Below are 26,639 nucleotides of genomic sequence, written 5' to 3' on the forward strand. Positions count from 1 at the left end.
CATCTTACCTAGGAAAACCTTATAATTCTTGACTATTCTTATCACTATTAAATTTAAAAAAATATGAGTGTACTTTTACTCTGTAAAATGAGCAGTCCCAGAAGGACTCTCATAACATTACTTTGTATGGTCTTCGGTCTATTCCTGCAAGCACAAACAATTACGATTGGTACAGGAACATCAACCCAAAGATATCCTTTGAGTTGTTATTATGGATTTGAAAGATCATCTTCACTTTATACAGCAGCGGAAATAAATACAGCTGCGGGGGGAACTGTCCTTTCCGTAGGCTGGAATGTTACAGCTGCTTCCACTGCCACAATGCCGGTAAAGATTTATTTAAAATCTGTACCCAGTACAACAACAACTCTTACTGCACAAAACTGGGTGAATGCAACCGCAGGAGCTACTTTAGTGTATGATGCGAGTTTAACTAATTTACCCACAGGATGGAATACCATTACATTACAAACCCCTTTTTACTATAATGGGACAGATAACCTGGTAGTTTTAGTTGAGACAAACTATGGTGGAAGCGGAACAGGGTCTTCATCAGGAAGTGCAGTTACTTACAGTACTGCTACCTCTAAGCATATGTATATTCAGGGAGATACCAATGCTCCTACAGGTACAGGAACCGTAACGTCCAGCAGACCAAATATTCAGATTACTTTTGGTCCGCCACCTGCATGTATCCCTCCTGGTGCTCTAAGCTTAGGAACAATCACAGCTACAAGTGCCGTGGTAAACTGGTCTGCATCTACACCCGCACCTGCTGGTGGATATGAAGTATATTACAGTACTACTAATACCGCACCAACAGCAGGAACTCCTCCTTCACAAACCGTGACAGGACCAACAGCCACGCTTTCTCCATTGGTGCCGGATACCAATTATTATGTTTGGGTACGGGCAAAATGTAGTGGAACCAATCAAAGCTGGTGGGTAGGGCCAATCGCTTTAACTACGCCGCCTACCTGTCCTCCGATGCCTTCTACGGGATCACTGTCTATGGGAATGATTACCCCTACTAGTGCAGTACTGAACTGGACAACTTTTGGGTATACACCTGCAGGTGGATATGATGTATATTACAGTACTACGAATAATGCACCAACAGCCGCAACGGTTCCTTCACAAAACGTGTCAGGATTAACTGCAACACTTTCTCCACTGGTAGCTAATACAACTTATTATGCCTGGGTAAGAGCAAGATGTAGTGCAACAGATCAAAGTTCATGGAGTGGACCTATTTCCTTTTATACAGGATACTGTGTACCAACGGGAGGTACGGGCTCAACTTCATATTACCTGAATAATATTACCAGTACAGGAGGTATTTCTAATTTAAATTATACTGCTGCTGCCTATCAGGCATATGTTAATAGTACAGCGACTACTTTTTCAGCAATACCTACAAATACGATTACATTGAACCTGGCTTCTGCCGGAAATAATACATATCATTATTATGTCTGGATTGACTGGAATAATGATATGAGCTTTACCGGTACAGGTGAGCTTATTTTTGCATCCACATCTTATAATGCTACTGAATCTGTAACCATTCCTATACCGGCGACTCAGGCTCCCGGAAACTATAGATTAAGAGTGGGTACAACATATTCCGGTACAATGGTTCCTTGTGGACCGGTATCCAGTGGTAACTATGTAGACTTCAATTTAAACGTGATTGCTTTACAGCCATGTGATACCTTGCCTCCAAGCAATATTGCCGTTTCAAATATCACAGCAAGTACCGCTCTTGTAAGTTGGGTTCCTGCTACAGGAGCAACATACAAATTGCAGTATAGAAGAACAGGAACTTTGCCTTGGACTGTAGTGGATTTGACAGCTGCATTATCAAATAGCTATACTATTCCTAACCTGATTGATGCCACTCAGTATGAATTTCAGATAGCTACTATATGTGGTGGAACTCAGGGAGCGTTCTCTCCTGTAGCAAATTTCACAACTTTAGCTCTTACGTATTGTGACCCGAGTCCTGTAAATACAACATCGGATGGTTATATTAATAAAGTAACTGTTACCCCTACGAATGCGCCACTTATGGTGAATGATTCAGGATATGATGTATACAAAGATTATACAACAGATGTTACCAAAACAATTATATTGGTAAGAGGATCAACCGGAAACAAAATTAGTGTTAATAAATATTGGCCGGGATCTACATCTTCTTACGGTGTAGTGGCATGGATTGATTATAATAGAAACGGATTATTTGAAACCTGGGAAAAAGTACTGGATACTTCAAGCAGTACAACTACTCCGGTAAACAATACTTTTTCATTAGCTGCTTTACCGGCTGGAGCTGTTTATAGTGGAGCTCAGCCTACACGTATGCGTGTTGCTATGAAGCAGTATGATGTTCCTATTCCATGTGGTGCATTTGATTCATTTGATTATGGAGAAGTAGAAGACTATCCGGTAAGATTTATTGATCAGCCTGTATGTTCAACTACACCTCCAACGAATGTTACAGTTTCAAACCTTACAGCTACCAGTGCAACTTTCTCATGGGTGGCTGCTACAGGAGCAACGTATAATTTGAGATACAGAAGAACAAACCCGATGGGTGCCTATACAACAGTAACCGGTATTACAGGAAATACCTATACCATTCCTGGTACGGCACCTCTAACTGAGCAGACGGACTATGAAGTTCAGGTGGCTACGGTATGTAACGGTAGTACAGGTTCTTACTCAACGGCTGTACCATTTAAAACACCACCTTTATCTTATTGTCAGATGGTAGGTAGTGGAAGTAATGACCATATTTCAAATGTAACGGTTACTTCTTCAAACCTTGGTGTACCGGCTATGAGTAATACTTCTGTACAGACTAACTATATCAGCTATACAACTGCACCAACATTGATTACTCTTGATATTGAATCTACAGGTAATAAAATATCAGTAGCAAAAGGTTGGACAGGTGCTACAAACAATGATGCTGTTGCAGTATGGATTGATTTCAACAGAGACGGACAGTTTACTGATGCAGAAAGAATCCTTAATTCTGCAGCCAGTACAACAACTCCTATTACTGCTACATTTAGTGTTCCTGCCGGATCTTATCCCGGACCACTGACTACTACAATGAGAGTGGTATTAAAACGTTCAAGTGCTCCGGTGATGTGCCAGAATGCGGTGAACGGAGAAGTGGAAGACTACAGAGTAATGTTGAGACCATGTAGCAGTGCTACTCCGGGAACTCCTACTATTGTACCTACCCATAATAGTGCTACAATTACCTGGACACCAACAACAGCCAATGTAAGTTATCTTGTACGATATAGAGTACAGGGAACTACAACATGGACTGAAGTATATGCTTCTGCAGCTTTAGGTAACATGCCGCTTGTTATCAATGGTTTAACTCCGGCTACAATTTATGAAGTTGATGTTGCTGCGGTTTGTGGAGGTACTATTGGTACTCCAACCCCTATAAAAACATTTACAACGAGATGTGATCCTACACCTCCGAATGTTACAATCAGCAGTATTACGGCTACCACAGCTTTAATTACATGGGCACCGCTTGCTGCAAGCTCTACTTATGTGATGAGATACAGAGTAGTAGGATCCGGTGCTACAGGATGGGTTGAAGTAAACTTACCAGCTGCTCCTGCAAATACATATGTACTAGGTAGCACCACTCCGCTGGTACCTTATACTACCTATGAAGTTCAAATTGCCAATAAGTGTGTAGGAGAAAATACCCTGAATCCTTATTCAAATCCTAAAGTATTTACTACAGAAAGAATTTGTGAGATTCCTCCTCCGGGATTAACTATTACGCAATTGTTGCCAACAATGGCTGAAGTTAAATGGGATCCTTTCCCAGGAGCAACATACGTGTTGAGATATAGAAAGGTAGGTATTCCTAGCTGGACAGAAGTTCCAACACCTGTTAATAACGTAGTACTGTCAGGACTGACGGAACTTACAAAATATGAAATGCAGGTAGTGAATATCTGTAACGGTACACCAGGTAATTATACCCCTCTGTACTACTTTACAACACCTACTGTAATTTATTGTAATATGGGCTCAGAGAATTCTACTGGTGAGCATATTGCTAAAGTTACTGTTACTCCAAACGGAAAACCTGTCATGGAAAATGCATCCGGTGCATCTTCTTATACAGATTATACAGGAGTTACTGCTAAGTTTATAGAGTTGATTCAAGGATCAACAGACAATGAAATTATCATTGAGAAAAAATGGACAGGAACTAATCATAACGAAGGAATTGCGGTATGGATCGATTTCAACAGAAATGGAGAATTTGATATCAATGAGAGAGTGTTTACTTCACCTCCGAATACCACAACTCCGGTATCAGGAAAATTCAGTGTACCAGCAGATGCATTTGTAAGTATGACGGACTACAAATATGTAGTGATGAGAGTAGCAATGCAAAGGGATGGTGTTCCTGTAAGCTGTGTTAACTTTGCTAACGGTGAAGTGGAAGACTATACAGTAAGAATTTCCAAGAAAGCAGTTTTAAATCCTATAGATCAAACTGAGATCATGATCTATCCGAACCCTGTAAGTTCAGTATTATATGTGAAGAATATTAGCAAAAGAGCTAAGTATAAAATTTATAACGCTGCGGGACAAGTGATCACTGATGGGATTCTGTTGAATAACCAGATCAACGTAAGCAAATTAATCAACGGTGTTTATGTAATAGATATCGAAGATAATGGCAATACCGTTCAAAAGAAATTTATCAAAGAATAATGAGTTGAAATTTCTATAGTATAAGCCTCCAGCAATGGAGGCTTATTTTTTTTATACAACATAAATTTTAGATTTTGAATATTATATATCTATTTTTGGTGATTTATTGATTTTTTTCTTTTAAAGATGTGTTTTTGTTTATTTTATTAATTAATATGAAGTTTTGTTGTTGTATTCGTAATTTATATGCATTATATTATTGTTAATTCACAAAAAAAGGCTTAGGTTTGTGAGATTAATATAAAGTTTTATAAATTATGAAGAAAACTTTTACTTCCTTCTTTTTCTTTTGTTTATTTGTAATGATTCAGGCCCAATGGTCTCCATCAGTTTATAACGGAAAAGAAACCGGCGAGGTCTCCAAAACCAATAGCTACTATTCTTTAGATCTTCCCCTGCTAAAATCTCAGCTTTCAAAAGCACAGGAAACAGGAAAAAATGCCAGCCCTGTAGTAATTTTTTTACCAACTTTACATGGAAAGATTGAACAGTTTGCTGTATATAGTTTCCCTGTTGTGGTAAAAGAATTGGCTGATCAGTATCAACTAGGTTCTTATGTAGGTGTAGGAATAGATGATCCTACAAAATATGTAAGATTCAGCCTGGCTCCTAATGATTTTCAATCAATGATTATTACCAGTGAAGGTTCCCAATTTATAGAACCGGCTAATGCTGCTAAAACAGTTTATAGTGTTCATCCGAAAACTCAGGGAGGTAAAAACGGTTTTATGTGCTCAACTAGGGAAGGAGAAGTTGATCACCAAGAAATAGAAAATCTTTATCAACAGGGAAAATCTTTTACTAATCAACCTACAGATTTTAGAAGGTCTTCTGACCGAAAATATAGGACGTTGAGATTGGCTCTTTCCGTATGTGGAGAATATACTCAGTTTCATGGAGGTACTGTTGCAGGAGCATTGGCTGCAATAAATGCAACCCTAACCCGTATAAATGGAGTTTACGAAAAGGATTTTGGATTACATTTGAATTTACAGAATTATCCTGGACTTATTTACACCAATGCAAATACTGACCCTTATTCTTCTACGGAAGGAGGAACAGTTAATGGTATATCAGGATGGAACGCGCAGGTACAGACAGTAATCACAGCTGGTGTAGGAAACGGTAATTATGATGTTGGGCATCTATTTTCTCCACCTGGTGCAGGGGGAAATGCCGGTTGTGTTGGATGTATTTGTAGAGATAATACTGTACCTGGAGCATTGGATAAAGGTTCCGGATGGACTTCTCCGGGAGGTGGTCCTCCGGTAGGAGATAATTTTGATATAGATTTTGTAGCCCATGAGATTGGGCATCAATTGGGTGGAGTTCATAGTTTCTCTTACTCACCTGGCCAATTGGGTTCCCCTACAAGTGTTGAACCTGCGTCAGGATCTTCTATTATGGGATATGCAGGGGTTGTAAATTCAGGGAACCCTATTAACAATGTTCAGCCTCACTCTGATCCATATTTTAACACCATAAATATCAAAGATATTCAGGCCAATCTGATAAGCAAAACATGTGATGTAGAAACAACAGTTAGTAATACACCACCCGTAATTGCTGCTCTGTCTACCTATAATATTCCAAAAGGAACAGCTTTTGTTTTAACAGCTTCCGCTACTGATGCTGAAAATGATCCGATGACCTATAATTGGGAAGAAATAGATATAGCAAATGAAGTGATTGATGCCAATAATTTAGGAAACACTTTATCTGGACCATCTTTTAGATCTGTAATGCATACAGCAAATCCTACCCGTTATTTTCCTAGACTGTCTTCTGTATTGGGTGGAGTTTTAAATAATTCTAATAATCTTTGGGAAGCTGTATCCACAGTTGCGAGAACAACAAAATTTACTGTTACAGTAAGGGATAATCATCCACTTGCCAACCAGCAACAGACTCAGTCTGCTGTTCAGACCATTATCGTAGGAAATAACGGGCCATTTAAGGTCAATGCAACAACTGTTTATAATAATGGACCAACAACTGTAACCTGGGATGTGGTGAATACCAACGCAGCTCCTTATAATGCAGCTAATGTTAAAATAGATTTTACAACAGATAACGGGCTAACCTGGAATGTAGTGGCTGCTTCCACGCCTAATGACGGAACTGAATCTCTTGATTTCAGTTCTTTCCCACTTACCGTAGGAGGAATAGCAAAGATCAGAATAAGTGCAATTAATAATGTATTTTATGCTGTCGGTAACGCTCCTATTGAAACCCTGCCTATTTGCAGTACAACCATTCCTCCGGGTGGAGTTTTGGTGCCGACCACTACACAAACATCTGCAACCATTACCTGGAATGCATCATTTAATGCTACTTATGTAGTGCGGTACAGGGTAGTAGGAGTGGCAACCTGGATAACATATACCCCAACCCCTATTACAAATACGGTAACCCTTACCGGCTTAACTGCAGGAACGCATTATGAGGTTCAGATAGCCAATATATGTTCAGGAGTAACAGGTCCTTTTTCGGCAGTTACTGTTTTTATGACACCATACTGTACTGCTACTTCCAGCAACACTGATAATGGATATATTTCAAATGTAACCGTTACAGGAACCAACTCTTATACCATGAGTAATGATTCCGGAGCCAATAATTATACGGATTACTCGACAATTGCCGCAAAATTAATAACACTGGTGAGGGGAACAGCTAACAATACTATTTCTGTTTCTAAATCATGGCCGGCTGCTATGAGTAATAAGGCGGTAAGTGTTTGGATAGATTTTGATAAAAATGGAACATTTGATACTGCTGAAAGAATTTTAAATAATTTTAATAACCAGACTACTCCGGTAACAGCAACATTTCAGGTACCTGCCACAGCTTATGCCGGAACACTTACTACCCGTATGCGCGTAGTGTTGAGAGATCAGAGCAGCCCTGCTGCCTGCGCTTCATTTGCGAACGGGGAAGTGGAGGATTATGCTGTAAAGATTATTGATATGCCAGGATGTACCACTGCTGCACCCTCTAATATCTCCATTACTAACCTTACGCCTACTTCTGCGAATGTATCATGGGTTGCAGCTACCGGAGCAACTTATGTGCTGAGATACAGAAAAGTGGGTACTTTTACGTGGACAACAGTAAATCCTGTGCCGGCTCCTGTAAATAATTATACCATCCAAGGTTTAACAGAGCAAACTCAATATGAGGTGCAGGTAGCAACCAAATGTAATAACAGCCAGGGGAATTATTCCGGCTCACAACAGTTTACGACTCCTGCAGTATCGTACTGCCCAATGACAGGGACAGGGACCAATAACCATATTTCTAATGTAACGGTTACCTCGATTAATCCCGGCCTACCGGTGATGAGTAATAATTCCGTACAAACAAACTATATTAGCTATACAACCCCAGCCACATCGATTACATTGGAGATAGGATCTACAAATAATAAAATTTCTGTGGCAAAAGGATGGACGGGATCCACAGGAAGTGCAGCGGTTACAGCATGGATTGACTTTAACAGAAACGGACAGTTTGAAAATACTGAAAGAATTCTAATTTCTTCAGCAAGTACCACTACACCGGTTTCTGCAACGTTTGATGTGCCTTCAGGTGCCTATTCGGGTCCACTGAAAACTACCATGAGAGTTGTTTTAAGTGGAAATACTCCTGTAATGTGTCAAAATGCAATAAACGGAGAGGTAGAGGACTACGCTGTACAGCTGAAACCATGCAGCACCAGTACGCCAACCGGACTTACATTCAATACCATAGCTCATAACTCTGCGATCATTAACTGGACTGCAGCGACCAATAACTTTACCTATCTTTTACAATATAGAGTACAGGGAACAACAGCCTGGACGGATGTATATGTTACAAGTATTCCACATACATTAAATAACCTTGTGCCTTCTACTACTTATGAGGTACAGGTTGCTGCCAATTGCGGTATTACAAATGGTACATTTACACCCATAGGTACATTCTCTACCCGATGCGATCCTACGCCTCCTAATATTACAATCAGCAATATCACTGCAAGTTCGGCGCTGATTACATGGAATCCTGTAGTAGCGGGAGTATCCTATATGATGAGATGGAGAAAAGTAGGAACCACAGGCTGGCCAAATCCGGATATTCCGTTGCCAGCAGCTCCCGCCAGTACCTATACCCTTGGTAATTTGGAGCCATATACCCATTATGAAGTAGAGATTGCCAACAGATGTGCAGGGGAAACCACATGGAATCCGTATTCAAATCCGGCTGTATTTACGACAGAAAGAATTTGTGAACTGCCACCTCCCGGGCTTACCATAACACAGTTATTCCCAACATCAGCATACATCAGATGGGATTCTTTTCCCGGAGCAACCTATGTGCTGAGATATAGAAAAGTAGGCATCCCAAGTTGGAGTACTGTTCAGGTACCAACGAATACCTACACACTAACAGGCCTTCTGGAGCTTACAAAATATGAAATGCAGGTCGCTAATGTTTGTAACGGAACTCCTGCTGCATTTACTCCATTGTATTATTTTACGACTCCTACGGTGATCTATTGTAAGATGGCTTCAGGAAGTTCAGCAGGCGAGCATATTGCTAAAGTTACTGTTAAACCTAATGGGAAGCCTGTCATGGAAAATGCTTCAGGAGCTTCAAGTTATACAGATTATTCCGGAGTTTCAGGCACATTTATAGAACTTATCCAGGGATCTGCAGACAATGAAATTACCATTGAAAAAAAATGGACCGGCCAAAACTATAATGAAGGAATTGCAGTGTGGATTGATTTCAACAGAAACGGTGAATTTGATACCAATGAACGCGTGTTTAGTTCACCGCCCAATACCACCACGCCAGTTTCCGGAACATTCAGTGTACCCGCAGATGCATTTGTAAGCATGACAGATTATAAATATGTATTGATGAGAGTGGCAATGCAAAGAGGCGGAGTTCCGGTGAATTGTATCAATTTTGATAACGGGGAAGTGGAGGATTATTCGGTAAGGATCTCCAGAAAAGTAATTCCCAACCCTTTAAACCAAACTGATATTTTGATTTATCCTAATCCTGTAAGCTCAGTATTATATGTGAAAAACGTGAGCAAGAGAGCTAAATATAAATTTTACAATGCTGTTGGGCAGGTAGTAGGAGAGGGTATTTTGCTAAACAATCAGGTCAATGTAAGTAAGCTGATCAATGGAGTGTATGTAATTGATATTGATGATAACGGAACAACCATACAGAAGAAGTTTATCAAAAAATAGATTTTAAATTTTTAAATAAAAAACTCGTTAGAAAATCCTAACGAGTTTTTAGTTTTATTCAATACTAAAGACGATTTTTTCCGTCTGTTCTTTTAAATCTTCAAGATTGGTATTGTTATAGATCACACAATCTGCTATCTTAATCTTATCTTTTTCAGGCATCTGTTTTTCCATGATAGTCTCTACCTCACGGTAGGTTTTCTGATCCCTGTCCATCACCCTTTTGGTTCTGATATTGTCTTCTGCAGTTACCAGAAGAGATTTATAGCATTGTCTGTTTAATTTCAATTCAAACAACAACGCTGTTTCTTTAAAAACTAAATATTTGGTTTGTTTTCGTACCCAATTTTCAAAATCAATACGTACAGCAGGATGAATAATTTCATTTAATTTTTGAAGCAGTTCTTTATTGTTGAAAACCTTGTCTGCTACAAATTTCCTGTCATATAAACCATTTTTATCGTATGACTGTTCCCCAAGAAGTTCTTTGATCCGGATCTGTAAATCCTTATCGTCATTGACAATTGTTTTAGCACGGTCATCAGAATAGTAAACAGGAAAGCCCAATTCTTCAATAAAACGGGCAACTGTTGTTTTTCCTGAGCCTATTCCTCCCGTTAATCCGATGATCTTGGGTGATGGTTCCGGTTCTGTCTGTTGTGTCTCTGAATGTAATTCTTCCATAATTAAAATTAATATCCAAAAACATCATTAAAGGTGAAAGTTTCATCAAGTCTTACTCCTTTCTCTGTCATTTTAAGACTTGCCAGTTCATTATGGGCATCGTGTTCAAAAAACAATAGATATTCATTATCTACACATTGTTTCAGGAATTTTCCTTTTTCTTCCATGGTTAAAAGAGGTCTTGTATCATATCCCATCACATACACCGGATTGATGTGTCCGGCGGTAGGAATAAGGTCAGCTGCAAAAACAATTGTTTTATCCTGATATTGAAGTACAGGAAGCATCTGCTTTTCTGTATGCCCATCTACGAAGATGACATCCATCTTCAGATCCGGAGCAAAACCGTAATTTCCTGTCGTAGGAAGAGGAAGGAAATTTAATTGTCCACTTTCCTGGATCGGAATAATATTTTCCTTCAGGAAGCTTGCTTTTTCTCTTGCATTAGGTTCAGTTGCCCATTGCCAATGATTTTCATTAGTCCAGAACTGAGCATTTTTAAAAGCAGGTCTGTATCCCGTTCTGTCATCGTTCCATTCTATGGCACCACCACAGTGGTCAAAATGAAGGTGAGTAAAGAATACATCTGTAATATCCTCTTTTATAAAACCGTATTTCTTTAAATTTTTATCCAGGTTATCATCCCCCCAAAGAGAATAATGTCCAAAGAATTTATCATCCTGCTTATTGCCCAGACCACAGTCTACGAGAATAAGTTTTTTTCCGTCTTCAATAAGAAGAGAACGGGTTCCTAGTTCAATTAGATTTTTTTCGTCTGCCGGGTTTGTTTTTTCCCACAGACTCTTTGGGACGACTCCGAACATGGCACCGCCATCCAGTTTAAATTTTCCACATTGTATTGGATATAACTTCATATATATTTTGATTATTTTTTTATTAATTTCATTTTCTCAGCAATTTTTCTGGCATTATCATCCGATGCTTCAAGCTGGGAGATAATATTGTTAAAATCATCTTCTTTCCTGTTTTGAGAAAGCTTTTGTTTAATGAAAATCTCTGTCGGCATGATCTTAATACCAAAAGCTCCTTTCATCTCTTTTTCCACAAAGTCCTTTCCCATATCTTTCACCATCATCGGGCACTGCTGAAATTTTTCGTATTTGGATGTTAACCGATCTAAATGGGCATACAGTTCATCATGATCCATCAGTTCTACTTTTCCGTGGATCTGCACCGCTTCATAGTTCCATGTGGAAACATTAACGTGATCATACCAGCTGCTTGATATATAAGCATGCGCACCCAAAAAATCACACAACACTTCATCCCCGTTTTTCAAGGTTTTTGTCTGTGGATTAGCTCGGGAAATATGAGTTTCAATATAAGGATTTTCCGGATTATCCTCATTAAACATCATCATAGAATGAGTAGCACGAAGTTTATCAACAGAAGAAATTAATAAAGCAAAAGAATTTTCACTGATAATTGCTTTCATTACATTAAGATCTTCACTTCTGTATAATTTAGGTATAAACATAAATCCGTAATACTTTACTTTATTTAAATTAAAAAAGCTCTCCCGGTCCTTTGGGTCTTGAAATATTCAAATGGAGATATGCCTTTTCTGTAACTTCCCTTCCTCTGGGTGTTCTGATAATAAAACCTTCCTGAATTAAAAACGGTTCGTATACTTCTTCCAACGTTTCCGGGTTTTCACCAATGGATGTTGCCAATGCAGAAATCCCAACAGGCTTGCCTCTGAAGTTTTCAATCATTACACGCATGATTTTATTATCCATTTCATCCAGGCCAAACTCGTCCACATTCAGAGAGTTGAGTGCATATTTCGTAATATTGATTTCAACTTCACCATTACCCTTGATCTCTGCAAAATCACGAACCCTTCTTAAGAGTGCATTTGCAATTCTGGGAGTTCCACGGCTTCTTCTTGCGACCTCTATAGCGGCATCTTCATAGATTTTTACCCCTAAAACTCTGGCACTTCTCTGAATAATCATAGATAAAAGCTCAATAGAATAATATTCCAGTCTGCTTTGAATTCCAAATCTTGCCAGCATCGGCTTGGTCAGCATTCCACTTCTGGTGGTTGCTCCCACTAACGTAAAAGGGTTCAGTCCAATTTGAACACTTCTGGCATTAGGCCCTGTCTCCAGCATGATGTCAATTTTGTAATCTTCCATGGCTGAGTACAGATACTCTTCCACAACAGGAGAAAGACGATGGATCTCATCAATGAAAAGAACATCATTTTCTTCCAGATTAGTCAGTAAACCTGCTAAACTGCCGGGTTTATCCAAAACAGGCCCAGAAGTAATCTTACAGTTTACCCCAAGTTCATTAGCAATAATATTGGCCAATGTTGTTTTTCCAAGACCCGGAGGACCATGTAAAAGGACATGATCAAGTGCTCCACCCCGCCTTTTGGCTGCGGAAACAAAAACTTCAAGATTTTCCAGCGTTTTCCTCTGTCCTGCAAAATCCTTAAAGCTCTGGGGACGCATCTGTTCTTCCTGCATCAGCTCCTCGCGTGAGTAGTTTTCCTTATCTGGATGTAAAAAATCTGGCATTAATTCATTTCATTTACTTCAAAGATAGGAATTTTAGACTAAGGTTGAAGATTAGATTAATAAAAGGTTGAATTGAGAATGAGTTTAGACTAAGATTAAGTGCAGGATGCAGAATGAGCAGAACCAAGGCCGGTAAATTGAGATTTTTTAAGTATTTTTGAGAGGAAAAAATATTGATAATTGATAGAATATTTTTCAGAAATTGATTGTTTAAAGATATAAAGTAGATTGACAAAGTACTGTATGAATTAGATAAAACACAAGTTCAATTTGAATACAGGAAATCGACCTTAGTTAAATCTTAGCCCTAATCTTAAAAAAATGAAATTAATAGGACCATTTAAGCAGGTAGTTACACTTGCTAACTTACCATTAAGAGGAAAACTTTCCGATGAGCAGCTGGAAATTATTGCTGATGGAGGAATTCTGGTAGATAACGATACGATTCAGAAAGTTGGAAATTTTGAAGATCTTAAGACCGGATATCCTGATGTAGAAATTGAGAAAGTAGAAGGAGAACAGGTTGTTCTTCCTGCATTGGTAGATTCGCATACTCATATTTGTTTCGGAGGAAACCGTGCCAATGATTTTGCCATGCGTAACGCCGGAAAAACATACCTTGAAATTGCTGAAAGCGGTGGTGGGATCTGGAGCTCTGTACAGCATACAAGAAATGCCTCGGAAGAAGAATTGCTCACAACATTACTGGAAAGAATTAATTTTCTGATTGACCTTGGAATTACCACCATTGAGGTCAAAAGCGGCTATGGATTAGATGTAGAAAATGAGCTGAAAATGCTTCGTATAATAGAAATGGCACAGGAAGTTACTCAGGCTACCCTAGTACCTACCTGTCTTTCTGCCCATTTGAAACCAAGAGATTTTGAAGGCAGTAATTCTGAATATCTGGAATATATCCTTACTGAAATCTTACCTAAAGTAAAAGAGGAAGGTTTGGCGAACCGTGTTGATATCTTTATTGAGAAATCAGCATTCCAACCGGAGGAAAGTAAAGAGTTTTTACTTAAAACTAAAGCTTTAGGTTTTGAAATTACGGTTCATGCAGATCAGTTTACCCCTGGAAGTTCGAGAATTGCTGTAGAAGTAGGTGCAAAATCTGCAGACCATTTAGAAGCCACTGTTGATGAAGATATAGACTTTTTAGCACAATCTAATACCGTAGCGACAGCGCTGCCGGGAGCTAGCTTAGGCTTGGGGGAGAAGTTTACTCCGGCCAGAAAGTTATTAGATGCAGGCGCTATAGTTGCCATTGCGAGCGACTGGAATCCGGGTTCAGCCCCAATGGGAAATTTAATTACTCAGGCTTCCATATTGGCTACATTTCAAAAACTGACAACAGCTGAGGTATGGGCAGGAATGACTTTCCGCGCCGCATTTGCACTTAATCTTGAAGACAGAGGAATCCTGGAATCCAGTAAAAAAGCCGATTTTATCACTTTTAAAACCAATAATTTCCAGAATGTGCTTTATAACCAGGGAAGTTTGAAAGCTGAACATGTATATATCAATGGAAATCTGAATACATAAAAGCTATTCAGGATATGGAGGAAAAGAAATATAAAGAAAAGTTGGAGTACAAAGATTTTTGGGACTGGTTTTTAACGATGGAAAAGACTTTCTTTAAAGTGGTGAAAGAAGGTGGGCAGGAAGCTATTGAAAAAGACTTTTTTGATATTATTTCTCCTAAGCTTAATCAAATAAATAAAGGTTACTATTTCCTTACAGGAATGTCTGATGATAGCACAGCAGAATTGATCATTACCGTAGATGGGGAAATAAAGAATATTGTTTTTGCCGAAGAACTTATTGAGGCAGCTCCCAAGCTGAAACACTGGAAGATTACAGCTTTAAAGGCAGCAATGGATATACAAAATGTACATGTAGATATAGGGGATTATAAATTCTCAAAGAATACTATTTTTTTCTATTCTAATGAGCATGAAGAATATCCGGATGAGATTGATCTCGTTTTTGTTTATCAGGGTACAGCTGAAAATAAAGAGGTAATCACAACAGGAGTTTGTATTTTTTTAGATAATTTTTTAGGAGAATTAAACTTTGCAACACAAATCGATACCTTTACTGTCATAGGCATAGAGCAGGCCAGAAAAGAACTTGTTCCTGTTGAAAAGCTAAAGGACTTTCTGGAGTGGAGAGAAAGAGAATTTATAGAAAAGTATAAAAGTACAGAATGGGATGATAAAGAAGATGAGTTTTCTATTCTCAGAGCAGATCTGGAAAACAGCAGACCTCTTATTGCCTGTATAAACCTGTCGTTATTAAAATATGGATCAAGAGCTTCTTACCCATGGGTTTCGGTGCTTAAAATCCACTATAATGGAGATGATAATGATGGGCTTCCTGAAAAAGATGATTTTGAAAAATTAAACGATATTGAAAATAAAGCTATTGAAGAACTGAAAAAAAATGGCTATTTATATGTAGGGAGGGAAAGTGCAGACAATATAAAAGAGAGCTTTTTTGTAGGGAAAGATTTTAGACAGATTGCTAAAGTTTTAAAAAAAATAGTACAGGATAATCCCGATTATAAAATGTCATTTGGAATCTTCAAAGATAAATACTGGCAATATTTTAAAGATTATGATAAAGCCGATTAAAAACAGATGATACAATAAAAAAGTAGTTTTGTATATAAACAATATTGGTTAGCTTTACTGAATATAACTATGTAAATACAATTGAATTTTTAAAGAATTATGGTTCAAAATATTTGGCAGGGTAGATGGGATGGAGAAGAGCTTCTTTTCCACAGAATATTTCAAAGAGTAAAAGGAGAACAGGATTATGATACCATTTCACCTAATGATTTCGTGCTGCATGGTTTTGCAGTAGACGAAGGAGTAAAGAGAAATAAAGGCAGGCAGGGTGCTAAAGATGCTCCGGATGTAATCAGAAAAAATATGTCTAATTTTCCGGTGGTACTTCCTGACTTTTCCATGCTGGATTTCGGGAATATTACCTGTGAAGACGGCCATTTGGAAAATGCGCAGAACAGTCTTGCCAAGAATGTTTCAAAAGTCCTTTTAAAAGGTGGAAAGTCTTTAGTGTTAAGTGGAGGCCATGAAGTGACCTATGCTCATTATTTGGGGCTAAAAACAGCTTTTCCGGAACAGAAAATAGGAATCATCAATATAGATACCCATTTTGATAACAGACAACCTGAAAAAGGAGTGGGTCCCAGCTCCGGAACAGGATTCTGGCAGATTGCACAGGAAGGACCAATCAATTCCCTTCATATTGGAATCCAGAGAAATTCAAATACTTTAAAACTTTTTGATACCGCCCATCAGTATGGGATGAAATATATTCTTGCTGACGAGCTTTTTTTTGAGAACCTTCCTTCTGTTTATCAGCGTATTGATGAGCTGTTAGACAATGTAGATTTCGCTTATCTTACCATTTGTATGGATGTTTTTAATGCTTCTATAGCTCCCGGAGTTTCAGCTTCAGCTTATAATGGTATCTTTGCAGATGCAACCTTTATGCATTTTTACAGGCATATTTTAAAAAATAACAAACTAGTTGCGCTGGACGTGGCTGAGGTGAACCCTTCTTTCGATATTCAGGACCGAACGGCGAGACTGGCAGCATGCCTGGTAAATGAATGGCTGATGATGTAAAGATAAAGTTATATTCTTCCGATAGAGAAAATCACTATTTTATTTATCCTTAAGGAACGAAATTTGCTGATCTTTTCCGTGCTTTTAGATAAAAGCGCGAATAAATTCATTAGCTGAATTTAATACAGAAATTATATTATGGAACAATTAATTGAAAGTAAGCTTATTAAAGCAGATAAAGCTTTTTCAGTGTGGAGAAAAATGCCGTTTGAGGAAAGGCAGAAGTTAATTGCAAAAGCAGCAGAAATTTTAAAGAATAATTCAGAAAAATTTGGAAGGATCATTACTACTGAAATGAATAAACCCATTTCGGAATCCATTGCTGAGGTAGAAAAGTGTGCCTTAATGATGAATTATTACGCCGATGCTGTGGATATTTTGAAACCCGAGAAAGTGGAGTCTGAATTTACTTATTCTGAAGTTCATTATGTTCCGAAAGGAGTCATTTTGGGCGTTATGCCCTGGAACTTTCCTTTTTGGCAGGTATTGAGATTTGCTGTTCCTGCAATTTTAGCAGGAAATACAGTGGTTTTGAAACATGCTTCAATTTGTTTCGGAAGTGGTAATGCAATCGAAGAAGTTCTTTTGGAAGCTGGTTTCCCGGAAGGTATTTTCCAGAATTTAGAAGTAGGGCATAAAGCTGTAAAAGAAATTCTTGAGCACGATGTTGTAAAAGGAGTGAGTCTTACAGGTAGTGGAAAAGCGGGAGGAGAAGTGGCTTCAATAGCAGGTTTAAATATCAAAAAATCATTACTTGAATTAGGGGGAAGCGATGCTTTTATCATTTTTGAAGATGCAAACCTGGAAGAAGCAGCAAAAGCTGGAGTGAAATCAAGGCTTCAAAATTGTGGACAAACCTGTACTGCGGCGAAAAGATTTATCATTGATGAAAAAGTTGAAGATCAATTTTTACCCATATTCATCGAAGAATATAAAAAATATGAAATTGGTGACCCTTTAGATAAAGAAACTAAATTAGCCGGAATGGCAAGACCTGACCTGGCTGATGAGTTGGAAGCTCAGTTCAACAGAGCACTGGAAAATGGGGCTGAAATTATTATTCCTTTGGAAAGAATTTCAGAGAATCAATTTAAACCTGGTTTAATCAGGGTTCAGGAAGGAAATCCAATTTTAAAAGAAGAACTTTTCGGACCTCTGGGTATGGTGATGATTGCAAAAAGTGATGAAGAAGCATTACAGATTGCCAATGATATTCCTTTCGGACTCTCCAATTCTGTCTGGACTCAAGATAAAGCCCGTCAGCTGTTTTTTATTGAAAACCTTGAATCGGGAACTGTAAATATCAACAGAATGACAAGTTCTGATCCACGTTTCCCATTTGGTGGAAGCAAGGCTTCAGGATATGGAACAGAGCTATCACTGCTGGCTTTAAAAGAGTTTGTGACGGCAAAGACGATTGTGGGAAATTAATTATTTGTACAATGTATGATGTACAAAGTATAAAGTATAAAGTATTGCTGTACTGATAAAATAAAACCTCCCGAAATCATTTTCGGGAGGTTTTTATATTGTTAAAAGAATTTTTTCTCTTTATTATACCGTTGTCAGTCTCAATGTATTGGTTTTTCCGCCTTCATAAGATGGAGTTGCATTGATATTGATGACAAAGTCTCCGGTTTCAATATAACCGTAGTTGTGTGTCAGCATATTCACCTGAATGATTGTTTCATCAGTAGATTTTTTCATGTCATAGTAATAGGCGTGTACTCCCCAAAGAAGGTTCAGCATCGTAATTACTCTTTTATTTCCACTGTATACAATAATCTGAGAATTAGGTCTGTGAGCAGCAAGCTGGAATGCCGTATACCCCGAATGAGTAAGCGTAACAATAGCAGAAACGTTTGTTGTTTTTGCGATTCTTACTGCAGCAAGACATACCCTGTTGGTAATGAATCTTTCATCAATACAGTTGTAGTCTTTTTCAATCGGTTCATTTTTATGTTGATAGAAATGAGTAGTTTCAATATTCTTTACGATTTTCGCCATATTTTCCACCACCTGTACCGGATATCTTCCTACAGAAGTTTCTCCTGAAAGCATTACGGCATCAGCACCATCCAATACGGAGTTGGCAACGTCATTTACTTCAGCTCTCGTTGGTGTTAAGCTATTGATCATGGTCTCCATCATCTGGGTAGCAATAATAACCGGTTTGGAATAGAATCTTGCTTTTTCTACCAGGTTTTTCTGGATAGCAGGAACCTCTTCCATTGGAACTTCTACACCCAGGTCACCACGGGCAACCATAAGACCATCACATTCCAATAAAATTTCTTCAATATTTTTAACGCCTTCCGGCTTCTCGATCTTTGCAATGATCGGTGTTTTGAATTTACCGTTAGGATGCTTAGCGATCAGTTCTTTTAAATCAATAATATCCTGTGCATGACGTACGAAAGAAAGTGCAATCCAGTCAACTTCCATGTCCAGCATGAAGTTGGCATCCTGGATATCCTTCTCAGTCAGGGCAGGAAGAGATACTTTTGTATTAGGCAGGTTAACTCCTTTTTTGGAACTTAGAGGGCCCCCCTGTATTGTTTTAGCTTTTACGGTATCTTTTTCGTTGGTTTCAGTAACTTCCAGTACCAGTTTTCCGTCATCAATAAGGATTCTTTCCCCTACTTTTACGTCTTGTGGAAACTGTTGGTACGTCATAAATACTTTCGTAGAATCACCTTCCATCTTTTCATTGGTGAAAGTAAGAATGTCTCCGGGATTCAGGTAAGAACCTTCCTTTACAACACCCACTCTCAGTTTGGGTCCCTGAAGGTCACCCAAAATACCCACTGAATATCCGTACTCACTGTTTAGTTCTCTAATTATATCAATATTGTTTCGAACTAAGTCGTAATCTGCATGTGAAAAATTTATTCTGAAAATATCAACACCCGCTTTCATTAAATCTAACATCACCTCCTTCGATGAAGAAGCAGGTCCTAGTGTTGCGATAATTTTTGTCTTCTTTAAATACTTATTCATAATACTGGATAATTTGATAAAGTTCTTCGTCAGAACTCAATGTGTAATCTTGAATTGGAAACACAAGATTTTCAGGGAGCAAAATTACGGAAAAATCAGGAAACTGTTCCGAACTATGTAGAATATATTCCACATCTGCCTGATTATTTAATAAAAATTTAATGTTTTCTTCTCCTGTAAAGAGCTCGGTCTGAACTTTTTTTTGTTTACTCTCCGAAGATTTGTTTGAAATAAAAGTAAAACAGGTCTTCGTAGACTTGTGATAGGCCTCGAATCTCGGAAATAAGTAGTCGAAATAATCCCCATGAAAGACCAGGTCTTTTTTTCTGGAAAAATTAAGATCGTTTGTTTGATTTATTGTATAGAAAAACTCATGATCAGGTATATCTTTTGCTAATCTTACCAATCCTATGGCAATATCTTCAAATTCTATATCATCAAGATCATAAAGTTTTTGAATTTCCAAGTATGTTTTCTTTTTTATTTAAAATATAAAATGCCCGCTGTGCTGCTTTTTCTTCTGATTTTTTCTTGGATGTTTCTGTTGCATTAGCAATTTTTTCATCTCCCAACCAGACATGACATCTGAATACAATAGCCTTATTGGCCTGTATTTCTTCGCAGGTTTCGTACTTTATATTGACCTTCTTTTTCTGGCTCCATTCAAGCAGGAGGCCTTTATAGCTTACAATTTTATTTTCAAGTTTGTTAATCTCGGAAGGGGTAAGAAGTTTATCCAAAATAATCTTTCTGCAAATATCATAATGGAAGTCCAAATAAACAGCCCCAATTAAAGCTTCAAATAAATTTCCGGAGATATTCTCTCCCAAAGCTGAAGAAGTATTCTGTTTTTGCAGAAGGCTTGTAAGCTTTAGGTTTTCTCCTAATTTATTAAGATTTTTCCGGTTAACAATCTTAGATTTCATCTGTGTCAGATATCCTTCATTAGCATGAGGGTAGGTCTGGAACAAATGACAGGAAATAATTGTACCCAAAACAGAATCTCCCAAAAATTCAAGCCTTTCATAATTGCTGTCTTGATTTTTAGAAGAATTTTTCAAAGAGAAAGCCTCACGGTAAAAAGCAATATTTTGTATCTCTGTACCCAATACTTTTTTAAGCTCGGTACTGAGAAAATACTCTCTTTCCGTTAACTGTCTTTTTCTTTTTTTAAGAAGGAATTTAGAAAAGTATTTCTGTAACTCCATTCATTGAATTTAGATTTTCTTAAATAGAACGCAAGCGTTATGCCCACCAAAACCAAAAGTATTGCTCATGGCTACTTTTACATCTTTCTTCACAGCTGTATTAAACGTAAAGTTTAGTCGGCTGTCAATATTTTCATCATCAGTAAAATGGTTAATGGTAGGAGGAACAATACCATGAATAATAGTTCCTAATGCAGCGATAGCTTCAATAACACCTGCAGCACCCAGAAGGTGGCCTGTCATTGATTTTGTAGAATTAATCTGAATGTCATAAGCATGCTCGCCTAATAGTTTTGAAATTGCGTTGGATTCAGCAATATCTCCTAATGGAGTAGAGGTACCATGCATATTGATGTGGTCTACTTCATCAGCAGTTAAGCCTGCGTCTTCCAAACAACTTTTCATTACCAGATAAGCACCAAGGCCTTCAGGATGTGGAGCGGTCATATGATGTGCATCAGCACTTAAACCTCCCCCTTGTAATTCTGCATAAATTGTAGCACCACGTTTTACCGCGTGCTCATATTCTTCAAGAATAATACATCCTGCTCCTTCTCCTAAAACAAATCCATCTCTGTCTTTGTCAAAAGGTCTTGAAGCGGTAGTAGGATCATCATTTCTTGTAGAAAGGGCCATCATAGCATTAAATCCACCGACACCACTTGCTGTAACGGCTGCTTCAGAGCCTCCACATACAATAACGTCTGCTTTTCCTAACTGGATCAGCATTTTGGAATCAATCAGAGCATTGGCTGAAGAAGCACATGCAGATACAGTGGTATAATTAGGTCCGTGGAAGCCGTATTCTATTGAGATATGCCCCGGCGTAATATCCGCGATCATTTTAGGAATAAAGAATGGGTTGAATCTCGGAATTTCCGTATTTGCCCATCCTAAAACCTCTGTCTCAAAAGTTTCCAAACCTCCGATTCCGGAGCCCCAAATTACACCGACTCTGTTTTTATCTACATTGTCTTCCATAATTTTGGAGTGTGCTACAGCCTCTCTGGCTGCAACAAGTCCCAATTGGGTATTTCGGTCCATTTTTTTAGCCTCTTTCTTATCGAAATGCTGTAATGGATCGAAATTTTTCACTTCGCAAGCGAACTTTGTCTTAAAGTTTGTGGCATCAAAAAGAGTAATCGGAGCGGCACCGCTCTCACCTTTAACAAGGTTTTCCCAGTATTCTTTTGCATTATTTCCAATCGGTGTTATTGCTCCAAAACCGGTTACAACTACTCTTTTTAATTCCATAAACTTTGTTTAATTTCTTTTTTGTTGAAGAATATTATTTATTTACTACTTCTTCGATGTAAGCAATAGCGTGCCCTACAGTAGTAATTTTTTCAGCCTGGTCATCAGGGATTTGAATATTAAATTCTTTTTCAAATTCCATGATTAACTCAACTGTATCTAGTGAATCAGCTCCTAAATCGTTAGTGAAGCTAGCTTCAGGAGTTACTTCTGTTTCTTCAACGTCAAGCTTATCAGCGATGATAGCTTTTACTCTTGATGCAATGTCTGACATAGTAAATTATTTTTTTAATTGTTAGATGGTGCAAATATATAAAATTCTTTACGATAAAACATTTTTTTAGTCTTTTTTGTGGACCAGTAGCCTTCATTTTGGAACTTTAGACTTTAGTGTTTTCGTTTTCAGTAGGTTATATTTTATGTTTCTATATGGGTGGGAAATCAATTCTAAAAGAGATTAAGGGTAAAGTAAGGGCATGTATCTTTTAAATCTCTGTTTTTCTGACTCCTGTTTTTATAAATAAAGCATTAGAACTAAGGCGTCTGGGGCTTTATAAAACTCCAAAAATTATAGTGTTTACATCCTTTATATTGATGGCTGAGCTGTATGGAAAATAGAATGACCTTTGATCAGATCCAAGATGAAATTTTCATGTAAGACAGCTGTTGTAATTTAAATAAGGTTCATTTTTAATTCTTTTTACACGGATCAGAATTGTTCTTTGAGGTTTTTAATTCAATATATCATTCATTTTCGTTAAAATCACAGGTTCACCGTCGGTAATCAGAATGGTGTGTTCATGTTGAGCCATATACCCGCCTTTATTACCTACCATGGTCCATCCGTCATTAAGCTCTACTGCAATAGTAGAAGAGGTGGAAATAAAAGTTTCTATGGCTACTACAGAATTTTTTTTGAACCGTCGGGAATCAAAACGATTTCTATAATTTAATAATTCATCGGGTTCTTCGTGAAGGCTTCTGCCTACGCCATGACCTCCAAGGTTTTTAATGACTTTAAAACCTCTTTTTTTAGCTTCGGTTTCCATAAGCTGTCCGATGTCAGCTATTTTTACGCCTCCTTTTATGTGGCTGATGGCTTTTTCTAAAATATATTTGGAAGCATCCACTAAATCTTGATGTTGGTTGATGTCTTTTCCAACAATAAAAGAACCTCCGTTGTCTGCCCAGAAGCCGTTAAGCTCTGCGGAAACATCAATATTGATTAAGTCGCCTTCTTTTAAGATCCGTTGTTCTGTAGGGATGCCATGGCAAAATTCATTATTTACACTTATGCATGTCCAGCCCGGAAATCCGTATGTAAGGTAGGGGGCAGAGTTAGCGCCGAATCCGGAAAGTATCTTTGCTCCATATTCATCAAGATCTTTTGTCGTCATGCCCGGCTGTGCATACTGAATCATCTCCTTCAACGTATGGGCAACCGCTTTACTTACTTTTTGCATTCCGGTTAATTCATATTCATTTGTGATAGACATTCTTTCTTTTTTTTGCTTAAATATAGGTATTATATCTTTATTTTACTGATATATATAGGTATACATTCGTTAAAATGCAATTTTATTTATCTTTGATAAAGAAAAAACAGGTAAATTTATATTAGCTAAAACCATTACAATTTAATTCCATGAATTCAATTATTTTAAACCAACGAATATCAATACTGATGAGCTTCCTGCTTGTTATATTGACTAGTTGTACCTCTATTAAACTTATCAGTGATTATGATGAACTGACTGATAAAAAGATTGTAGCGCTGCAGGAAAAGGTGACCGGATTTGTCGTTAAGATCCGGGATGAAATAGGTACAGATAAAGCGAAGTATGTCAACTATAAACCTTTTTATCAGGAGGTTAAAGTGGATATGGAAACCCTTAAAATCCGTACTAATGCCATTGATAATAATAAAATAGTACAGGATCAGGTGGCTACATTAGCGAAATATATAGACAATTTAGAGAGGGTTCATAAGCTTGGTTTTACTGATGTTTCTGAGATAGATCTTATCAATAGCCAATGTAATACTATTTTTACAGCGCTTACCAAATTACAGCTTGGCCTGAAAAGAGGTGAAAAAAAATAACCATAAAAACGAATAAAAATGGCAGATATAGACTATAGTCAATTATTGAAAGATATGTTGGCGGCAATGAAAAAATCATTCACCAATGACTGGAATGATGCCCAGCCTTATGCAAAAGCAGAATTAAACTCTTTCGTGAGCAATATCAAATTAATTACTCAGCTAAAATCTGATGGTAAAATCACTGAAGAGAAAGCAAAATTATATCTTGAAATGCAAAAGGGCTCCATGAGAATTGTCCTTTTAACTATTGATGGATTGACGATATTAGCAGTTGAAAATGCAATTAATGCAGCACTGGATGTCGTAAGAAATACCGTAAATACAGCAATAGGCTGGACTATTTTATAAAGGATGTTTGTTATAACTTAATTAAGCGCAGGTGAAGAATTCATTTGCTCTTTTTATATGTTTATTTAAAGGGTTATTTTGCAATATTATAGCAGAATATATACAGAAATACTAAGGAAAAATGATATTCTCATTAGTATGACCAAGAACTTGGATTCTTATGAAAATGCTATAGCGGAAGAGTGAATAGTATTCTGAAATATGAATTTGGATTGATTGATACCCTTGAAGATTGTAAAAATCTCTCACAACAGCCCTGACCAGTCAATTTATTATTACAATAATTTGAGACCACATTTTCCTTGAATTACAAGATTTCAAGCCAAGTACGTATTAAAAATAATGTGAAATGAAAAACTATAAAAACAAAATCAGAATAGGAAAATTCCTACTCTGATTTAAGTATATTTGAGTTGTTAAAATAGTCAACTTATTTTAGGAACAGTATTTATGGAATCTTTAATTCATTAAAATAAAATTTTAAATCTGCGGAGTCTAATTTTAAAGGTAGCTCCCTATAAGACCAGCCATTGTTTGGAGGTTTTAAACTGTCATATATTTTTTGTTTATATAGCATAATAAAATATTTAGGTCTTAATGAATCATACAGTAAAAGATATTTTCCACCTTTTTTTAAAACACTTGTACTTGTACACGTTCTCTCATATTTCTCTCCTCTAACAAAATAGATAAAATCTGTTCCAACTCCATTATTGTTTTTCTGATGCCAATCACTCGTTATATAGGCGACAGTATATTTTGCATTCTGTTTTGCATTTTGTTGTTGCTTTCTTCCACGAAAGTTTGCAACAACAAATATTAAGATTAAAAAAAATCCTGCAATTACAAAGAAATATTTATTTCTAAAGTTGGTGACTTTTTTTATATCTTTCATTTGCGTCATTTAATACATTGCGAGGTTTTTTTATTATCTGCTCAAAGTTACAGATTTTGCGTAGCGGGTTGTAATATCTACGACTCTATAAATTTTGAGCGAATAGTTTTATAAAAAAAGATCAATAATAAAATTATACTGATTATAATATTATAAATTCCTAAAGTTTTATTCGAAGGAGCGTACAAATATGTATAAAAATAATACTCTACTATAAAAAATAATATTATAGAAAGTAAAAAGAATATATTTTTCTTTATTTTCAATATGAAGTATATGAATACTTTCCCTTTTTCAAACTGAAATATTTGTAAAATTAAAAATAAAGTGTTTCAATATTCCTATCTCAGAATGATTAGATTCAAAGTATGACTCCTTCAATAATTTATGTGATTTAGGATTCAAAATTTCAGAATCTCTTTTGTCTTTTATGATTAATGAATTAATACCGTTTATGGTGTTGACTGTTTTGCCTTCAAGTAAATATCCGACTAAACTTCCGTTTTCGTATTTTTTTGAAACAAAATTGTCAATTCCTGTACTTATATATCTGCGCTTTAAGGCAGAATCATTTTGTCTTAGATTTTTAGCTTCAAAAAAATATTCATACTCTTCATTTTTAGAAAAAGTAGTTAACCGAAAATCTATTCTTGGAAATTTATCTGCAAAACCCTTTACTTTCTGAATATCTTTTGGTATATCGGCTTCAACATTTGTTGAAACTTTCCATTTTTTTCTTAAAGGATTTTTTTTTATACTCTTATGTATTTCAGAAGAAATGTCATTTTCGTTCCAATCTAAATGAATGATTTTTTCAGTCAAACAAATATGATATGCATCAATAAGCAATTGAAAGCACTTTTGTTCAAATGCGGCTTTAGCTTTTAATATGATTTCAGGATTTAGCGCCATC

The 26,639-nt window shown here is 37.0% G+C and carries 20 protein-coding genes and 1 pseudogene; 9 read left to right on the plus strand and 12 right to left on the minus strand.

The features are described from left to right. Positions 1-63 precede the first annotated feature (63 nt). A complete protein-coding gene (locus LQV47_RS13120) occupies positions 64-4,773 on the plus strand; it encodes a GEVED domain-containing protein (RefSeq protein ID WP_230037562.1) in 4,710 nt (1,569 codons plus the stop codon). Between the two features lie 257 nt (positions 4,774-5,030). After that, positions 5,031-10,022, plus strand: coding sequence for a GEVED domain-containing protein (locus LQV47_RS13125; protein ID WP_230037564.1), 4,992 nt, complete (start codon positions 5,031-5,033; stop codon positions 10,020-10,022). Between the two features lie 54 nt (positions 10,023-10,076). Here LQV47_RS13125 and coaE read toward each other — a convergent pair whose 3' ends face one another. Genes coaE through ruvB form a run of 4 tightly spaced genes read right to left on the minus strand, consistent with a single transcriptional unit; the run spans position 10,077 to position 13,255 of the window. Next, complete coding sequence (coaE, locus tag LQV47_RS13130; protein ID WP_230037566.1) at positions 10,077-10,706, minus strand: dephospho-CoA kinase; 630 nt, start codon at positions 10,704-10,706, stop codon at positions 10,077-10,079. Between the two features lie 8 nt (positions 10,707-10,714). Continuing rightward, positions 10,715-11,581 carry an MBL fold metallo-hydrolase gene (locus LQV47_RS13135; protein WP_230037569.1) on the minus strand — a complete coding sequence of 289 codons (867 nt, stop codon included), beginning with the start codon at positions 11,579-11,581 and terminating at the stop codon, positions 10,715-10,717. An 11-nt stretch (positions 11,582-11,592) separates the two neighbouring features. Next, complete coding sequence (locus LQV47_RS13140) at positions 11,593-12,204, minus strand: FMN-binding negative transcriptional regulator (RefSeq protein ID WP_230037571.1); 612 nt, start codon at positions 12,202-12,204, stop codon at positions 11,593-11,595. A gap of 28 nt (positions 12,205-12,232) precedes the next feature. Beyond that, on the minus strand, positions 12,233-13,255 hold the full coding sequence (ruvB, locus tag LQV47_RS13145; RefSeq protein ID WP_230037573.1) for a Holliday junction branch migration DNA helicase RuvB: 1,023 nt from the start codon (positions 13,253-13,255) through the stop codon (positions 12,233-12,235). 321 nt (positions 13,256-13,576) lie between these two features. Between ruvB and hutI the strand changes: the two genes are divergently transcribed. The 4 genes from hutI (at position 13,577) to LQV47_RS13165 (ending at position 18,348) form a co-directional block, all read left to right on the plus strand. Beyond that, positions 13,577-14,803: an imidazolonepropionase gene (gene hutI, locus LQV47_RS13150; RefSeq protein WP_230037576.1), complete on the plus strand. Its 1,227-nt coding sequence runs from the start codon at positions 13,577-13,579 to the stop codon at positions 14,801-14,803. 14 nt (positions 14,804-14,817) lie between these two features. Beyond that, positions 14,818-15,894: a DUF695 domain-containing protein gene (locus LQV47_RS13155; protein ID WP_230037578.1), complete on the plus strand. Its 1,077-nt coding sequence runs from the start codon at positions 14,818-14,820 to the stop codon at positions 15,892-15,894. Positions 15,895-15,993: 99 nt separating this feature from the next. Next, entirely contained in the window at positions 15,994-16,917 is a 924-nt protein-coding gene (hutG, locus tag LQV47_RS13160) for a formimidoylglutamase (protein WP_230037580.1), read from the plus strand. A 138-nt stretch (positions 16,918-17,055) separates the two neighbouring features. Further along, positions 17,056-18,348, plus strand: a complete 1,293-nt coding sequence (locus LQV47_RS13165; protein ID WP_230037582.1) for an aldehyde dehydrogenase family protein — start codon at positions 17,056-17,058, stop codon at positions 18,346-18,348. 123 nt (positions 18,349-18,471) lie between these two features. On the opposite strand, the gene pyk is transcribed toward LQV47_RS13165, so the two are convergent. The 6 genes from pyk to map form a co-directional block, all read right to left on the minus strand. Next, positions 18,472-19,917, minus strand: coding sequence for a pyruvate kinase (pyk, locus tag LQV47_RS13170; protein WP_230037584.1), 1,446 nt, complete (start codon positions 19,915-19,917; stop codon positions 18,472-18,474). Then, positions 19,910-20,383 carry an IPExxxVDY family protein gene (locus tag LQV47_RS13175; RefSeq protein WP_230037586.1) on the minus strand — a complete coding sequence of 158 codons (474 nt, stop codon included), beginning with the start codon at positions 20,381-20,383 and terminating at the stop codon, positions 19,910-19,912. The genes pyk and LQV47_RS13175 overlap by 8 nt, the downstream gene beginning before the upstream one ends. Then, entirely contained in the window at positions 20,361-21,125 is a 765-nt protein-coding gene (rnc, locus tag LQV47_RS13180; protein ID WP_230037588.1) for a ribonuclease III, read from the minus strand. The genes LQV47_RS13175 and rnc overlap by 23 nt, the downstream gene beginning before the upstream one ends. Before the next feature lie 9 nt (positions 21,126-21,134). Then, positions 21,135-22,379 (minus strand): beta-ketoacyl-ACP synthase II, encoded by a 1,245-nt coding sequence (gene fabF, locus LQV47_RS13185; RefSeq protein ID WP_047493506.1) that lies wholly within the window; start codon positions 22,377-22,379, stop codon positions 21,135-21,137. A 34-nt stretch (positions 22,380-22,413) separates the two neighbouring features. Continuing rightward, entirely contained in the window at positions 22,414-22,653 is a 240-nt protein-coding gene (locus LQV47_RS13190; protein ID WP_002976354.1) for an acyl carrier protein, read from the minus strand. Between the two features lie 457 nt (positions 22,654-23,110). Next, positions 23,111-23,875 carry a type I methionyl aminopeptidase gene (gene map, locus LQV47_RS13195; protein ID WP_230037590.1) on the minus strand — a complete coding sequence of 255 codons (765 nt, stop codon included), beginning with the start codon at positions 23,873-23,875 and terminating at the stop codon, positions 23,111-23,113. Positions 23,876-24,024: 149 nt separating this feature from the next. On the opposite strand from map, the gene LQV47_RS13200 reads away from it, so the two are divergent. From LQV47_RS13200 to LQV47_RS13210, 3 genes and pseudogenes are all read left to right on the plus strand, one after another. Next, positions 24,025-24,480 (plus strand): hypothetical protein, encoded by a 456-nt coding sequence (locus LQV47_RS13200; RefSeq protein WP_230037591.1) that lies wholly within the window; start codon positions 24,025-24,027, stop codon positions 24,478-24,480. 18 nt (positions 24,481-24,498) lie between these two features. Beyond that, positions 24,499-24,831 (plus strand): hypothetical protein, encoded by a 333-nt coding sequence (locus LQV47_RS13205; protein ID WP_230037593.1) that lies wholly within the window; start codon positions 24,499-24,501, stop codon positions 24,829-24,831. A 78-nt stretch (positions 24,832-24,909) separates the two neighbouring features. Next, positions 24,910-25,184 (plus strand): annotated as a pseudogene (locus LQV47_RS13210) (integrase core domain-containing protein); the annotation flags it as partial. A 95-nt stretch (positions 25,185-25,279) separates the two neighbouring features. Here LQV47_RS13210 and LQV47_RS13215 read toward each other — a convergent pair. Both LQV47_RS13215 and LQV47_RS13220 read right to left on the minus strand, forming a co-directional pair. Then, positions 25,280-25,726 (minus strand): hypothetical protein, encoded by a 447-nt coding sequence (locus LQV47_RS13215; protein ID WP_230037595.1) that lies wholly within the window; start codon positions 25,724-25,726, stop codon positions 25,280-25,282. 294 nt (positions 25,727-26,020) lie between these two features. Beyond that, positions 26,021-26,638 (minus strand): hypothetical protein, encoded by a 618-nt coding sequence (locus LQV47_RS13220; RefSeq protein ID WP_230037597.1) that lies wholly within the window; start codon positions 26,636-26,638, stop codon positions 26,021-26,023. Between the last annotated feature and the right edge of the window lies 1 nt (position 26,639).

Source organism: Chryseobacterium sp. Bi04 (genome assembly GCF_918698085.1).
Lineage (GTDB): Bacteria > Bacteroidota > Bacteroidia > Flavobacteriales > Weeksellaceae > Chryseobacterium.

Coding starts and splice junctions, on each gene's coding strand:
- LQV47_RS13120 (WP_230037562.1), top strand. CDS start 64: ATGAGTGTACTTTTACTCTGTAAAATGAGCAGTCCCAGAAGGACTCTC.
- LQV47_RS13125 (WP_230037564.1), top strand. CDS start 5,031: ATGAAGAAAACTTTTACTTCCTTCTTTTTCTTTTGTTTATTTGTAATG.
- coaE (WP_230037566.1), bottom strand. CDS start 10,706: ATGGAAGAATTACATTCAGAGACACAACAGACAGAACCGGAACCATCA.
- LQV47_RS13135 (WP_230037569.1), bottom strand. CDS start 11,581: ATGAAGTTATATCCAATACAATGTGGAAAATTTAAACTGGATGGCGGT.
- LQV47_RS13140 (WP_230037571.1), bottom strand. CDS start 12,204: ATGTTTATACCTAAATTATACAGAAGTGAAGATCTTAATGTAATGAAA.
- ruvB (WP_230037573.1), bottom strand. CDS start 13,255: ATGCCAGATTTTTTACATCCAGATAAGGAAAACTACTCACGCGAGGAG.
- hutI (WP_230037576.1), top strand. CDS start 13,577: ATGAAATTAATAGGACCATTTAAGCAGGTAGTTACACTTGCTAACTTA.
- LQV47_RS13155 (WP_230037578.1), top strand. CDS start 14,818: ATGGAGGAAAAGAAATATAAAGAAAAGTTGGAGTACAAAGATTTTTGG.
- hutG (WP_230037580.1), top strand. CDS start 15,994: ATGGTTCAAAATATTTGGCAGGGTAGATGGGATGGAGAAGAGCTTCTT.
- LQV47_RS13165 (WP_230037582.1), top strand. CDS start 17,056: ATGGAACAATTAATTGAAAGTAAGCTTATTAAAGCAGATAAAGCTTTT.
- pyk (WP_230037584.1), bottom strand. CDS start 19,917: ATGAATAAGTATTTAAAGAAGACAAAAATTATCGCAACACTAGGACCT.
- rnc (WP_230037588.1), bottom strand. CDS start 21,125: ATGGAGTTACAGAAATACTTTTCTAAATTCCTTCTTAAAAAAAGAAAA.
- fabF (WP_047493506.1), bottom strand. CDS start 22,379: ATGGAATTAAAAAGAGTAGTTGTAACCGGTTTTGGAGCAATAACACCG.
- LQV47_RS13190 (WP_002976354.1), bottom strand. CDS start 22,653: ATGTCAGACATTGCATCAAGAGTAAAAGCTATCATCGCTGATAAGCTT.
- map (WP_230037590.1), bottom strand. CDS start 23,875: ATGTCTATCACAAATGAATATGAATTAACCGGAATGCAAAAAGTAAGT.
- LQV47_RS13200 (WP_230037591.1), top strand. CDS start 24,025: ATGAATTCAATTATTTTAAACCAACGAATATCAATACTGATGAGCTTC.
- LQV47_RS13205 (WP_230037593.1), top strand. CDS start 24,499: ATGGCAGATATAGACTATAGTCAATTATTGAAAGATATGTTGGCGGCA.
- LQV47_RS13215 (WP_230037595.1), bottom strand. CDS start 25,726: ATGAAAGATATAAAAAAAGTCACCAACTTTAGAAATAAATATTTCTTT.
- LQV47_RS13220 (WP_230037597.1), bottom strand. CDS start 26,638: ATGGCGCTAAATCCTGAAATCATATTAAAAGCTAAAGCCGCATTTGAA.